We start from the raw sequence: 15,604 nt of genomic DNA, 5'->3' as shown, positions 1-15,604 counted from the left end.
CAAGTATAACGAGGATAAGATGAAACAGCCGACTTCTAACGTGATAATAACTTTCGAGCACGATGCGAAATTACTGAATAATCTGCTAGAAGTATTAACGCGTGAGCAATCAAGCTTGGTGGTGACCGATATAGATGGTATAGAAGCTGCCATGGAAGAAAAGTCTGTGTTGCTACAAAACATTAGTCTAGCTGCTAATGCTCGTTATGCTGCACTTGCTGCAGGTGGTTTTGAACCTAATGAAGCGGGCATGGATACTTGGATTAAAAGTCAAACCACGCCCTTATTAGATCAGTCATGGGAACGTTTCCAAAAATCAATCAGCCAAGCCAAAGAAATGAATCGGCTCAATGGCATGCTTATCAATAAACATTTCAATCGTAACCAACAACTGCTCAATCAACTGCAAGGCGGCTCAGAAAATGGTGGCGTCTACGGCAAAAATGGACAGGCAAAATCACAGTCCAGCTCTCGCTCAACTTTAATTGCTTAATGATTTTTTCTTGTTATAATTGTGGCACTTTATTGGCCTATGGCGCCGCTGTACTTTGCAGTTTAAATTAAGCTCAATGGTTTCTAAGAGTTAGCATTAGGGTTTATCCTTCCAAAAAATATAATTAAGTTAAGGGACGTACCTGATGGTTTTGGTACCACTAAATGACCATTAGTAAATTCTTATTACTTTTTAATATTAAGTTTCTTTTCTCGGTTGCAGTGATTTTCCAAATGTTTATATTGTCAAAAATTACGCTTTTAAAAACCGCTTTTCATTCCCTCAGTTCTCCGCATGTTAATTTAAAGCCATCCTTAGATTTTATCTATGATTGCTCATTACCTAAATTCCCCGCAATCTTCTCGCTAAGTCTCAACTGCTCGAAATGAAAGTCGGCCACAAATTATTACTCATTGTGGTGGCTAGTGTTTTACTAGTGGTTATACCTGCCTTAGCGGGTATTTATCTGTACTTAAAGCATAACTTGCTTGCTAATGAAGCAGTTACACTTACCAATGAAACTCAAACAATTGTCGCAACTAATACTCAAACACTTCTAGGTTATGAGTTCAGCCTAAAAGCATTGTCAAGCACGCTTGAGAAAACCCTAGCCGAGCCGCCTAAGGTGGAAGAAGCCGCAACCTTTGACCGATTGATACAGCGCTACCCAGATAATGCATGGCGCAATCGACGCGAAGGTTTTGATGGGCGCACTGAAGCAGGAGTGTTTTTACCGCCAGATGCGGTATTAGATGCTGAGCAAAAAAGTCTGCATGTACGCAGTAAACATTTACTTGATATCTACGGCACGTCAATTACCACTGCATATGGCAATATATGGTTGCTGACTAATGATAAAACTGAAGTTATTTACGATCATCTTTATCCAGAATTCGCAGCTTTAATCAAAGCTGATACAGATTACACTCAAACACCTTGGCTGACGTTAGGTAACCCGGCCACAAACCCCAAACGTGAAGTGCGTTGGACGCCTCCGATGCTTGATCCAGTCTCGAGTAGTTGGATTATAAGTGCCGTTTTACCGCTACATGTTAAAGGCAAATGGATAGGGACAATTGGGCGCGATATTAGTATTACTAAAACGCTTCCTTCCTTAATGCAAAAAAGTGAGCGCTATTCTGGCGAGCAACACTTATTGATGGATGCACAAGGTGACTTCATCGACGCTGGCCCGTGGCAAAAACAACTGATAGCTCATCCAGATACGTTTAAGTTGGATCTAACTCAAGAACCAGACTTGGCTGAGCTTTTAGTGCACAAAGAACCAAGTTTGAATACTCATTTATATGATAAGCAGGTGACCATTAACGGCCGAGAATACCTCGCTATTGACGCGCATATGCCTAACCTAGATTGGCGCTATATGCGCTTAGTGCCTGTGAATGAGATTTTAGCGCCAATGCGTCAATTATTTTATTCTTTAGTTGGCATCGTGTTTGCTATTGGCTTATTAATAGGTTTTTTAATTGATTCGGCAGTTCAGCGTAACATTATTAAACGTCTTCAAATTTTAGCTGATACTGTGCGACGTTATGGTTTAGGTGATATGAAGGCTCGCGCTAATTTGTGGGGCAATGATGAGCTCGCAAAGACCTCTCAGGAATTCGATACGATGGCTAAGCGCATGGAAAGTAATGAGCGCGAACTGAATTTAGTCATGAACAACATACCCGTTGCGGCTTCACGTGTGGATAATGACTTCCGCTATGTTTATGTAAGCCACCAATATATGACTGTTTTTGCTAAGTCTAAAGAAGAAATTCTTGGGCATACGATGCGAGAAATTCTCGGTGAAGATTTATTAGAGCAAGAAGAGCCATATGCTAGGCGGGCAATAGCTGGCGAAACTGTTAAGTTTGAATTTAAAACTGATATTTCAGGTTTCGGTGAAATGTATGGTTTGGTACATTTCACTCCCAACATGGATGAGCAAAATCAGGTTGACGGTTTTTTTATTAGCGTTGTTGACATTACCGAGCTTAAAAAAATTCAACAAGATTTAATGGCGCGGGATAAGCGCTGGAAATTTGCTATTGAAGGATTTGGTGATTATTTATGGGATTCAAATGAGGTCACCCGAACAATTACTTATTCAAAAGCATGGATAGACATTTTAGGCTACGCTGAACATGAGCATAATCATAAGCTAGATGAATGGCAGTCTCGTGTTCATCCAGATGATAAAGCGGCGGTGTTTACCAATTTGCAAAAGTGTCTTGATGAAGTTACAACCACATTTGAGTGTGAGTATAGGATACGCACTAACAATAGTAGTTATAAGTGGATACACGATCGCGGTATAGTCTTAGACCGAAATTCAAATGGCAAACCATTGCGTATGGTTGGTACTATTAGTGACATAAGCGTGCGTAAGCAGCTAGAGGCCGACTTAAAGGCGAAAGATGAGCGTTTGAAATTTGCGATTGAAGGTTCTGGCGACGGAGTTTGGGATTGGGATATTCAATCCGATGCCATGGAGCATAGTGCTCGCTGGAAAGAAATAATTGGTTATGCCCCAGTAGATATACTTCCAACGGGTGAAAGCTGGACAAATCGATTCCACCCAGATGATATGGCGCGGGTTGAGGAAGAGATGCGTTTGTATTTAGAGGGGAAAATCTCCACTTATAGAGTTGAATGTCGAATAAAGTGTAAAGACGGTAGCTACAAGTGGATATTAGGTCGTGGCATGGTGGTGAGCCGTGATGAGCAAGGCAAGCCATTACGTATGATAGGTACAAGTACCGATATTAGTAAACGTAAACAAGCTGAACTTGAACTAAGCATCGCGGCGACAGCTTTTGAATCTCAACAAAGTATTCTTATCGCCGATGCTGAACGCAAAATTGTGAGAGTGAATGCTGCGTTTACTGAGACCATTGGATATTCAGACAAAGAAATCATTGGTCAGTCTATTGATATCCTTAAATCAGATAAACATGATCCTGCTTTTTACGTAGAGATATGGACGACGGTTAAAGAGCTTGGCACATGGAGTGGTGAAGTTTGGAATAAGCGTAAGAATGGCGATATTTATCTAGGGCAACTCACGCTCACTGCAATAAAAGACGATCATGATAACGTTAACTATTATGTGTGCACGGTGCTAGATATTACAGAGCGTAAGAAAGCTGAGGAAGCTTTAATTGAAAGCGAATATCGCTCAAAATTTGCCATTGAAGGTTCAGGCGATGGCGTCTGGGACGTGAACGTCCAGACTGAGGAAGCGACCTACTCTAAACGCTGGGCAGAAATGCTCGGCTATGAACCAAGTGAGATTCTGCCCACGCGGGGTGAATGGCGAGCGCTTCTTCATCCTGAAGATAAACCAAGAGTAATCGCAGCTGGTAATGACTATCTTGATGGTAAAACAGAAATTTACATGGTTGAGTATCGTATAAGATGTAAAGACGGTCATTACAAATGGATGTTGAGTCGCGGCATACTTGTGAGTCGCGATGAAAATAACAACCCTTTGCGTATGATCGGTACGCAAATAGACATTACAGAACGCAAACTCGCAGAAGAAAAGCTAAAACGGATGCAACGTGAGTTGTTGGAGTCTCACGAGCGCTATGTCGATTTGTATGAGTTTGCACCTATTGGTTATTTATCTATCACTAAGCATGGCATGATTACTGAGGTCAACTGGAAGGTGACCTCAATGTTTGGCTTGCAACGTAAAGATATTAATCAGCATCGGTTTGAGGAATTTGTCATAGAAGATGACAAAAAGTTTTGGCGTCGTCAGTTCAAGATGATTAAAGAAATGCAGGGCGGGGAAGAATTAAGCTTGTCCCTTAAGCTTGCTGGTGCAAATGGCGCTATATTTAACGCAAACCTTCATTGCTTACGTATGGATGATGATGAGGATCAGGATCAGCCTATATTACGTGTGACGCTAGAAGACGTGACTCAACTTAAACAGGCTGAGCAATTGATGCAGTTACGCGAAGGTTACCAGCGCTCATTGTTAGATAACTTTCCATTTATGGTTTGGTTGAAAGACAAAAAGCATCGCTACCTTGCTGTAAACCAATCTTTTATTGAAGCCAGCGAATACGATTCAGAAGCTTTATTGTTAGGTTTAACTGACCTAGATGTTTGGCCTATTGAGCTAGCAAAAAAATATCGCTCGGATGATATCGCCGTATTGAAAAATGGTGTGCCAAAAGCTTCTGAAGAAATTGTTGAGATCAATGGTCGGAAAAGATGGTATGAAATCTATAAGTCACCCGTCACTATAGATGGGGAAGTAGTGGGGACAGTTGGCTTTTCGCGGGATATTAATGAACGCAAGCATGCTGAAATGTTTGAGCAATTCCGTAGCCGCGTATTAGAGCTTTTGATTGCTGACTTAACATTAAAAGATATTCTTGAAGCGATTGTACTTGGTGTAGAACAATTTAACCCTGAAATGCTCTGTAGTGTTTTGTTGATCGACGCAGAAGGTAAGCATCTGGTTACCATGGCTGCTCCAAGTTTACCTACATTTTATAATGCTGCGATTGATGGCACTGAGATTGGCGAGGGTGTTGGCTCTTGTGGCACGTCCGCATTTACTGGGGAGCGTGTCATTGTTGAGGATATAGCAACACATCCTTATTGGGAGAGCTATCAAGATTTAGCCATCAACTCTGGATTGGCCGCTTGTTGGTCGCAGCCGATTTTGGCTCATAGCGGCAAAATACTTGGTACATTTGCCATCTATCATCGCCATCAAACTGCACCCACGCCAAGAGATATTACGCTGATTGAGCAGTCTGCTAATCTAGCAAGTATTGCTATTGAGCGTAAGCAAGGTGAAGATGACCTGCGTATTGCCTCAATTGCTTTTGAATCGCAAGAAGGCATGATGGTGACAGATGCAAAGAATATCATTTTGAAAGTCAATCAAGCTTTTTGTGATATTACTGGTTACACCGCTCAAGAAGCAGTAGGTCATACGCCACGCTTATTAAGCTCCAGTCAACATAGCGAAGGCTTTTATGATGCTATGTGGGAATGCGTGCACGCCACAGGTCATTGGGCGGGAGAAGTTTATAATCGACGTAAAAATGGTGAAGTTTTCCCTCAACATTTGACCGTGACCGTAGTTAAAGATGTCTACGGTATTGTGACCAATCATGTGGCTACCCTCACCGATATCACCATGAATAAAGCCGCCGCCGAAGAAATTAAGCATCTGGCTTTTTATGACTCATTGACTGGTTTGCCAAATAGACGTCTCATGGTGGATAGACTTAATCAAGCGTTGGTCTTTAATGCGCGTACAGGTCGAGACGGTGCAGTATTATTTTTGGACTTAGATCATTTCAAAACACTCAATGACTCGCTGGGTCATGATGTGGGCGACTTATTACTCCAACAAGTTGCCGAGCGTTTGGTGGGTTGTGTGCGAGAAGGAGATACGGTTGCTCGATTAGGCGGTGATGAGTATGTGGTGTTACTAGAAAGCTTGAGTCAAGATGCGCCTGAAGCAGCGGCTCAGGTTGAGGTTATAGGCGAGAAAATCCTTGCCTCTTTGAATCAAGCCTACCAACTTGGCCAACATGAATATCACTGCACACCCAGTATTGGCGTAGCATTATTTAGTAATCATAATCAGTCCCAAGAAGAGCTGCTGAAACATGCGGATATTGCCATGTATCAGGCAAAAAAAGCTGGGCGCAATACCATACGGTTTTTTGACCCGAAAATGCAAGAAGTGATTAATACCCGAGTAGACTTAGAGCGCGAGTTACGCAAAGCCATAGATAAGCAGCAATTACATTTATACTACCAAATTCAAGTAGATCTTTCTGGTCGATCAATAGGCGCAGAAGCCCTCATCAGATGGATGCACCCTGAGCATGGCTTAGTTTCTCCATTCCATTTTATTTCGCTTGCAGAAGAAACTGGTTTGATTCTACCCATTGGCCAATGGGTATTAGAAACTGCTTGTAATCAGTTAAAAATATGGGAAAAAGATGAGATGACAAGTAGTCTTACTTTATCCATTAATGTAAGTGCTAAGCAATTCCGCCAAACTGATTTTGTTAATCAAGTACGTGAAGCGCTTCAGCGCAGTGAAGTTAACCCCATGCTGCTAAAGCTAGAGCTTACTGAAAGCATGTTGCTAGATAATATTGAAGATACCGTTACTACTATGAGTAGATTGAAAGAGATTGGTATTCGCTTCTCGTTAGATGACTTTGGCACTGGCTATTCTTCATTACAGTATCTTAAACGCTTACCTTTGTATCAGCTCAAAATTGATCAATCATTTGTCCGCGATATTGCCGTGGATACGAGTGATCAGGCAATTGTAAGGACAATAGTGGCAATGGCGCATACACTTAATCTAAATGTCATTGCAGAAGGTGTAGAAACTGAAGAACAACAAGGCTTACTACTGAATAATGGTTGTACGCATTTCCAAGGCTACTACTTTGGAAGACCTGTGCCTATCGAACAATTTGAAGTGCTGGTTAAATCTAATTTGCTAAGAAATAGCTAGCTTATTGAAAACTATTAGTTTTATTTGGCAATGGTTTTTGGGGTAATTTCTAAAGCAGCTTCTTTTTGATTGGGTAAATCAGAAAGAACCATAATCGACACGCGACGATTTTTAGCGCGCCCTAGTTCAGTACTGTTTTCGGTAATAGGTTGAGTAGCACCAAAGCCTAGTGCGCTTAATCGCGCTTCAGCGATGCCCGTATCACTTAACATTCTCACAACGCTACTTGCACGCACTGCGGAGAGTTCCCAGTTTGAATAGAATAGGTCATTGTGAATGGCTATGTTGTCCGTGTGGCCTTCCACCTGAATTAAGCGCTCATTATCTTTTAACAGTGGTGCAATTTCATTTATTACTGTTGACGCTGCTGCGGCAAGTTCGGCTGAACCAGGTGTGAATAACAAGCTGTCATTAATGTCGATACGAATGCCACGAGTATTTTGCATCACACGAACCTTACCTTCTTTAATCAAAGGCGATAGCTTGTTGGCTAGATCTGCGCCCATATTTGTCATGGACTCTCGTTCTTTACGGATTTTTTCATTATGAAGATATGTCAGCGGCAGTGGCTTAATAAGCGAATCTGCCTGATTTTGAGCTTTGCTATTGAGATTAGGGTTAGAGCGATTAGTCTTTAAATTTACAGCAGCACCTTGCCCCGAAAATGCCATGCCCATTGAGGACATTAATTCATTATATTTACCTTGATTGACTGATGAAATGGAATACATCACCACAAAAAATGCAAAAAGTAATGTAATAAAATCGGCATATGAAACCAACCAGCGATCTGGACTTTCATCATCATCGTCTAAAGGAGGTCTTCTTATCAACATAAGCTAAAAATAATCTCTAAATAGACTAACGAAGGTAAGCCATTAAGCGCTCTTCAACGATTCTAGGGTGATCTCCACTTGCAATAGATACCCATGCGTTTAATAACATTTCTCGGCGCGTCATTTCTTGTTGAATCAGACCTTTAAGCTTATTCGAAATTGGCAGAAATACCAGGTTTGCTAATCCGACACCGTAAATTGTGGCAACAAACGCCACGGCAATGCCACTTCCTAGTCTACTTGGATCAGATAAATTTTCCATCACATGGATTAATCCCAGTACAGCACCTAAAATGCCGACAGTTGGCGCATAACCACCAGCGGCACTCCAGATTTTTGCAGCATTACGTTGATGAACCTCAAAAAAATGCATATCTATAGCAACCACCTGACGAATTTTATCTGGAGGCGTGCCATCTATCATTAACTTCAAGCCTTTTTGAATAAAAGGATCGACCTCTTTCGTTAAGTAATTTTCAAGCATGAAAATACCCTCTTTGCGGGCAAAGTTGCTCCACAGAATAATGCGATGGGCAAGGGCTTGCCTGTCATCTATTGGTGGATAAAACACCTGGCTTACCATTTTCAAGCCCGTAATAAATTTGTTTAAATCTGTTTGCAGTAATACGGCACCAAAAGTACCGCACATCACAATCAGAAATGCCGCAGGCTGTATGAGTGAGCTTATTTGCCCACCTTCAATGGCTTGCCCGAGTAAAATGCCGACTAAGGCAAGTACTAAACCGCCTAAACTGCTCCAGTCCATGATTTCTCTTTTAGGTTGGAACGCAACCTAGCGACTGCTTGGCTGTGTAATTGGCAAACGCGTGATTCAGAAACGTTCATCACCGCACCTATTTCTTTTAAGTTTAGTTCTTGTTCGTAATACAATCCCATCAGTATTTTTTCACGTTCAGGTAGGGCGGTAATTGCACTTACTAAAGCTTCACGGAAGTCGCTTTCAAGTAAGCTTTTTATGGGGTCACCCTTGCTATCAGCATTAAAGCGATCAAGAAAGTGATCACCACCCTCTGATTCATGGAAATCTTCGTAGTAAATTAATTGGTGACCACTGCAATCACCCAACATGTCATAGTAATCATTCAATGGAAGCTGTAGTTTTTTAGCTACTTCATTTTCCGTTGGAGGCTTGCCTAATTGTTGTTCTAGCTGACTGATGGCTACTTCTACATCACGCATGTTCTTGCGTACACTACGTGGCAACCAGTCTGCACTGCGCAGCTCGTCTAGCATAGAGCCGCGAATTCTCTGCGCAGCATAAGTTTCAAACTGTGCGCCATGGGTATCCTCGTAGCGATTAATCGCATCGAGTAAGCCCATCATGCCCGCCTGTATTAAGTCGTCTAATTCAACACTGGGGGGCAGTTTGGCTTTAAGCTGATAGGCGAGCTTTTTAACCAAAACGGCATGCTTGTTTAGCAGTTCGTCTTTCTGGTCTTTTTTTCCATGAATGGTATACATTGTAAAACCTTTAGCCTAGATAGATGCCATTTGGTGAATGGCGGTGCCATCATGTTTGTAATCTAGTCGTTGTGCAATCTGCTTAAAAGCGGTTGAAGCGCTTGCTAATGGAAATGCATCAATCACTGAACGACCCAGTTTAGCGGCACGGCTAAGATGGTCATCACAAGGAATAGAGCCAAAGAACTCTAATTCTATTTGCATGAAACGTCGTGCAACTTGCGAGATATTGCGGAATACGATTTGCGCTTGAGCATCAGTTGCGTTATCTACAATAATGCCGAAAGAGCGCCTGCCCAGCTCACTACATATTTGTTTGATGAGCGTGTAAGCATTGGTAATAGACTCTGGCTGACGTGTTAATTGAATAATGATTTCGCCATTGTTAAGAATTTTTAGCGGTAGTAAATTATCTTTATTAAGCGTTGCATCCACCAACACAATTTCATAGTCATGAGCTAACTCATTAAACAGTTGATTAGTCAGTTCACATTCATCACTTTCCATATCAATGTTGAATTGTCTTTTTTGCATAAGCTTAGCTACGTTAAAACCATAGCTAGTGTTGCTAATGGCGTCAGATATTGAAAAATCTTCGTTATTCACCTCAAAAATCACATCAAATAATGAGGGTAATTTATCTACACCATATTTAACTTCACGCGACTCTTGCGAGGCATGTACTACCAGCACATCGCTACCTTGGCCGAATATTGAAGCCGCTAAATTAGTCATCATGCGTGGTTGATCTTGTGTGATATCTGCAGAGATAATCGACACTACTCTTGGCTTTGGTGCCGCCATAATACGGCGCAATCCAGCTGCTTGATCTTGATGGAAATTAGACATGGCTTAACCCCGCTAGCTTAGTTTGAATTGTGTTGCCAACCGTATTGCCCATTACCAATGGCAATTCATCATTCAAAAATTGGAATGGTTGATTGTTAATGGATTTAAGTTTTAATGCGTGCTGAATCAGAAAAGCTTTATTAGCGAGATGAATATCTTCAGGTACACGTTGACCATTCGCTACGTAATACAGTTTAATTTTTTCTCTAATCACCACATCTAAGGCGCTGCCGATTGTAGCCGCTTCATCTAATTTTGTGATGATGCAACCTTCTAAGCCTTTACGTTTGTAGGCTTTAATGACATCAATAAGTGTTTCACCTGTGCTAGTTGCATTAAGGCACAACAATTTTTTTACAGGCATGTTGGTGCTGGAAAGCATAGCGATTTGCTCAGTCACCATACGGTCACGTTGACTAACGCCTACGGTATCAATCAGCACGGTATGTTTGTTTTTTAGCTCGTTAAGCGCGATTTTTAAATCAGCTTCATCTTTTACGGCATGCACCATTACGCCTAAAATTTTGCCGTAGATTCTTAACTGCTCATGACCGCCAATACGATAAGCATCTGTAGTGATAATGCCTAAGTTTTCTGTGCCATGCTTCATCACATAACGCGCAGCTAATTTGGCAGTCGTAGTGGTTTTACCTACACCAGTTGGGCCGATAAGCGCAAAAATTCCACCTTGATCCAATACTTCAGTTTCATTTTCTATAGTATTTAAATTAATGCTAAGAATAGCTTTAATCCATGCCAATGCTTTTTCTTCGCTAAGATTTCCAGGCATTTTCTCGGTTAACTGTCTTGAGAGTGCAGCGCTAAAGCCTGCAGATAACAATGTGCTTAACATTTTTGATTTAATAGGATCACGCTGTTGAATATTGCCCCAAGAAATAGCCGTAAGTTGCGACTCAATCACGCTACGCATATTACGCATTTCATTCAACATATCAGTCATTTGTTGATTAGATTGAATGCTAGGCAACGGATTATGGTTAGCTGTCTGGCGGACAGGCGCTACTGGTCGACTAGTTTGTTGCATCACTGGTTTTTCTGGTGTAGCTTGTCTTGCTGGTGCAACCTGTCTTAAAGGTGCCGCTTGTCTTACTGGCGCAGTTTGTTTTTGAACTTCAGCTTGCCTATTCATATTAGCGTTATTTTTTAATTCAGCACGCCTTACAATCTCATCATAATCGTCAATTTCAGCTGATGAAGACTCGTTATTACTCGTCTGAATGTCAGCTGATTTATTGCGATTATTTTTGCTGAGCAAAGACAATAGAGTAGGAGCATCATTGCTCTCTTCACTAAATGAGCGCTGCTGATTTTCATCTCTGGCGACCATAGCATTCATGTCTTCTTCTTTGAAAGCCATGATTTCATTGCCACCATTCATCGCACGGTTAGATAATATCACCGCATTTTCTCCCAGTTCTTTACGCACCATGCTGAGTGCTTCCCGTGAGTTTTTTCCGAAAAATCGTTTTATGTTCATGCTGAACCTCCAATAAGACTAGTAACACGTATGGTTTTTGAATCAGGTAATTCGTCGTGCGATAACACACGAAGATGCGGTACTGCGCGGCGTAAGAATTTAGATAACGCCGCGCGAAGAGGGGCTGACACTAGTAATACCGGTGTCATACCCATTTGTTCTTGTTGTTTAGCAGCAGTTTCTGCTTGTCTAGACAATGTTTCTGCCATGCCTGGCTCTATGGCTGAACCCGCTGTGCCATTGCCTTGCATTGCTTGAGTTAATAAGCGCTCAAGGTTGCTATCAAGCGTCATTACTGTGACTTCATTGCCAGTGGGGAATAGTTGTTGCACGATGGCGCGACCTAGCTGAACACGCACTACGGCGGTTAACTCGCTGGTATCTTGCGTTTGCGTTGCATATTCTGAAAGCGTTTCTACAATCGTACGCATATCGCGAATATGAACGCCTTCAGATAATAAGTTTTGCAATACTTTTTGAATCACGGACAGTGATAATAGTTTTGGTGTTAAGTCTTCAACCAATTTTGGTGAATCTTTGCTGATATGGTCTAGCAATTGTTGCACTTCTTGGCGACCAAGCAACTCAGCAGCATGAAGAGAAATAATATGATTCAAGTGTGTTGCAATGACAGTGCCAGCATCAACCACGGTGTAACCCATGTTTTGAGCTTCATCTTTCATGTTGCTATCTATCCACACTGCTGGTAAGCCAAACGCCGGATCGGTAGTCATTGTGCCGGGTAAAGGGCCAGACACCATGCCTGGGTCTATGGCTAAGAATTGAGCGTAATTAGATTCACCGCTAGCAATTTCCACACCTTTAAGCGTGATTTTATAGTTAGAAGGTTTTAGTTCTAAGTTGTCGCGAATGTGCACAGTCGGTGCTAAGAAACCAACTTCTTGCGCGAATTTTTTGCGTAAACCTTTAATGCGTTTAAGTAAATCACCGCCTTGCGCTTTGTCTACCAAAGGAATCAAGCGGTAGCCAACTTCAAGGCCGATTAAATCAACTGGCGTGACATCATCCCAAGTCGCCTCTTCTAATGTTGAAAGCACTTCAACTTTCTCTTCTACCACAGGTTCAGCATCTTCAGCTTTTTTCTGTTCAGCAATAAAGTATCCAATACCCGCTAATATTGCAGCTAATAACAAGAAGGCAAAATGTGGCATACCTGGAATAGCACCCATGCCGCCAATGATGCCAGCTGTGACATACACCACTTTAGAGTTTGAGAATAACTGTGTAACTAACTGACCACCAATATCTTCGTTATTAGCAACGCGTGATACCACCACACCGGCAGCCACTGAAATGATAAGTGATGGAATTTGTGCTACTAAGCCATCACCAATCGCTAACATGGTGTAGTTCTTAACCGCATCAGCAAAGGCTAAATCATGTTGCACAATGCCTACTACTAAACCGCCAACGATATTAATGATAATCACCATGATGCCAGCGATTGCATCACCACGTACGTATTTACTTGCACCATCCATAGCGCCGTAAAATTCTGACTCTTGGCTCACTTCAGAACGGCGGCGACGTGCTTCATCTTCGCCAATTAAACCTGCGTTTAAATCAGCGTCAATCGCCATTTGTTTACCAGGCATCGCATCTAAGGTAAAACGTGCGCCAACTTCTGCAATACGGCCAGCACCTTTAGTCACCACCGTAAAGTTGATGATAGTTAGAATCACGAATACCACGATACCAACTGTGTAGTTACCGCCGATTAAGAAGTGTCCAAATGCTTCAATTACTTTACCAGCAGCGTCAGGGCCGTTATGACCTTCAGCTAACACTACACGAGTTGAAGCTACGTTAAGTGATAAACGCAACATGGTTGTCATTAATAGAACAGTTGGGAATGCGATGAAATCGAGCGCTTTTTTAGTTTGTAAGCCAATGAGCAATACCATAATCGAAATGGCGATATTGAAACTAAACAACACATCTAGAATAACTGCTGGTAATGGCAATATCATCATTGCTAATAGCAAGATGATAATGGCTGGCGCCGCAACGTTACGACTTCCGAATTTATTCATCCAAGGAGGTAAGTTAAGTGCGTTCATTAGATGAATACTCCTGCTTCTTCATTCTCTACTACACTATTATCTAGAACACTAGGCTTAGGCAATAAGCTATGAGGATCCAGCGCATCTGGTACAGCAAGTGTTGTTGGAATTTCTGGGTAGAAACCACCATCCTTTTTGAAAATACGCATTTGAAACACATAAGCCAACACTTCTGCCACTGCTGAATATAAAGCTTCAGGGATTTCGTTACCAAGTTCAGTATGTGCATAAATAGCACGCGCCAACTTTGGTGATTCCATGATTAATACCTTATGTTCGCCAGCAATTTCACGAATCTTAAGTGCAACTTCATCAGCACCTTTAGCCACAACTATAGGAGCACGCATACCTTCATCTTGATATTTAATCGCTACGGCATAATGGGTAGGGTTAGTAATTACCACGTCTGCGTTTGGAATTTCAGACATCATTCTGCGTTTAGCCATTTCACGTTGTTGTTGACGAATTTTGGCTTTAATCTCTGGATTACCGTCAGACTCTTTAGACTCACGGCGAACTTCCTCTTTACTCATTTTTAACTTATTAGCGTACTGATAAAGTTGATAGGGCACGTCAATCGCAGCGATAAATACTAAGGTGCTGACGATGGTTAAAAATCCCGTCAACATTAAACTCCCCACTTCGGAGATGCCAGATTTCAAAGGCAATGAAGATAAGGTAAGTATCGGTTCCATATCATTTGAAATCACTGTATAGGCTACTATTCCTACCAGCATGACTTTTGCAATTGATTTAACTAATTCAACTAGTGAATTTTTAGAAATAATATTGGTTAAGCCTTTAATAGGATTCAAACGGCTAAATTTTGGAACGAATGCTTTACCACTAAATATCCAACCGCCTACCAACACTGGGGCTGCAATGGAGACGGCTACTAAAATTAAAGCTAATGGTGCGAACGCCGTTAACAATGAATAAATAGAATCAGCTGTTCTCATTAATAAGACGGTGGGTTCAAATGCTGCCGTCCGATCAAGCTTTAAACCAGTACTCATTGTGGTTTTCAAAGCTTGATTAAGGTGGTCACCCATCATTACTATGGTTAAGCCAGCGGTGAAAAGCACAGTTACAGTCGCCAACTCGCGAGAGCGTGGCACGTCACCTTCTTTCCGAGCTTCATCTAAGCGCTTGGGGGAGGCCTGTTCTGTTTTTTCTAAATCGCTGTCTTCTGCCATGACGATTCCTAAAGTTATTTCAAATCAACATTCAAGCAAGAAAATATTTTCTATTACTTTGTTGACTACATGGGATGAATTATCAAGTGAATGGATGCGATTGCATCTTTGGAATAAAAGGGTGAAACCAGCCCTTTCTTGAGTGTCTTAAGTGAAATCTAACCTAATTAGACCCTTGAAGGGTGACTTTTTACAAATTAATTTATTTAATTTTATTAATAAATTCAGGTGCTTATAATTATTTTTAAAAAAATTTTAAATTTTTTCTAAATTTCTCTAAAGTTTTCAAAAGTACTGCCGATAAAGATTTGTTAGATGAAACCGAAAGTGTTTTTAAATTTTTTCTTAATTTGGATTAAAGAATTTGAAATGACTGCCGTTAGCGCTCCTAAGGTAAGCGTTTTAGCAAAAAAATTAATGCGCAGGTTGTAGAAGCGAGCAGGTTTTGTAAACTTTTGAAGAATTTTAGGATAATTTTTAGAATGAAATTACAGATTTAACATATTTTACACGCATTTAAACAATTTTTTCTTGTTTAAGTATTTGATGTATATAGATTATATTAGCCCTTGTAGGTGTTTGTAAGACAAACACCTACAAGGGCGTTTCTGTTTATCCTACCTAATTAATCGACAAACCCTAATTG

The 15,604-nt window shown here is 41.2% G+C and carries 9 protein-coding genes; 2 read left to right on the top strand and 7 right to left on the bottom strand.

Features of this window, described 5'->3' with window-relative positions; genetic code table 11:
* The first annotated feature begins 19 nt into the window (after positions 1 to 19).
* Entirely contained in the window at positions 20 to 493 is a 474-nt protein-coding gene (locus tag PSV17_RS01205) for a flagellar protein FlgN (RefSeq protein ID WP_300478748.1), read from the top strand.
* Positions 494 to 878: 385 nt separating this feature from the next.
* Complete coding sequence (locus PSV17_RS01200) at positions 879 to 7,013, top strand: PAS domain S-box protein (protein WP_300478745.1); 6,135 nt, start codon at positions 879 to 881, stop codon at positions 7,011 to 7,013.
* A gap of 20 nt (positions 7,014 to 7,033) precedes the next feature.
* On the opposite strand, the gene motD is transcribed toward PSV17_RS01200, so the two are convergent.
* From motD to flhB, 7 genes are read right to left on the bottom strand one after another with little or no spacing between them, the layout of a single operon-like run.
* Positions 7,034 to 7,849, bottom strand: a complete 816-nt coding sequence (gene motD / locus PSV17_RS01195) for a flagellar motor protein MotD (RefSeq protein WP_300478742.1) — start codon at positions 7,847 to 7,849, stop codon at positions 7,034 to 7,036.
* A 25-nt stretch (positions 7,850 to 7,874) separates the two neighbouring features.
* Positions 7,875 to 8,615 (bottom strand): flagellar motor protein, encoded by a 741-nt coding sequence (locus PSV17_RS01190; protein ID WP_300478739.1) that lies wholly within the window; start codon positions 8,613 to 8,615, stop codon positions 7,875 to 7,877.
* Positions 8,597 to 9,331 (bottom strand): RNA polymerase sigma factor FliA, encoded by a 735-nt coding sequence (locus PSV17_RS01185; protein ID WP_300478737.1) that lies wholly within the window; start codon positions 9,329 to 9,331, stop codon positions 8,597 to 8,599. Before PSV17_RS01185 ends, PSV17_RS01190 begins: the two co-directional genes overlap by 19 nt.
* 15 nt (positions 9,332 to 9,346) lie before the next feature.
* Entirely contained in the window at positions 9,347 to 10,180 is an 834-nt protein-coding gene (locus PSV17_RS01180; protein WP_300478735.1) for a MotR, read from the bottom strand.
* Complete coding sequence (gene flhF, locus PSV17_RS01175; RefSeq protein WP_300478732.1) at positions 10,173 to 11,678, bottom strand: flagellar biosynthesis protein FlhF; 1,506 nt, start codon at positions 11,676 to 11,678, stop codon at positions 10,173 to 10,175. Before flhF ends, PSV17_RS01180 begins: the two co-directional genes overlap by 8 nt.
* Positions 11,675 to 13,759: a flagellar biosynthesis protein FlhA gene (gene flhA, locus PSV17_RS01170; RefSeq protein ID WP_300478729.1), complete on the bottom strand. Its 2,085-nt coding sequence runs from the start codon at positions 13,757 to 13,759 to the stop codon at positions 11,675 to 11,677. Before flhA ends, flhF begins: the two co-directional genes overlap by 4 nt.
* Complete coding sequence (gene flhB / locus PSV17_RS01165; protein ID WP_300478726.1) at positions 13,759 to 14,958, bottom strand: flagellar biosynthesis protein FlhB; 1,200 nt, start codon at positions 14,956 to 14,958, stop codon at positions 13,759 to 13,761. Before flhB ends, flhA begins: the two co-directional genes overlap by 1 nt.
* Positions 14,959 to 15,604 lie beyond the last annotated feature (646 nt).

This window comes from Methylotenera sp. (genome assembly GCF_029946165.1).
Taxonomy (GTDB): Bacteria; Pseudomonadota; Gammaproteobacteria; order Burkholderiales; family Methylophilaceae; genus Methylotenera.
The sequence above is the reverse complement of the archived record's forward strand: the minus strand, read 5'-3'. Positions and strand labels throughout refer to the sequence as shown.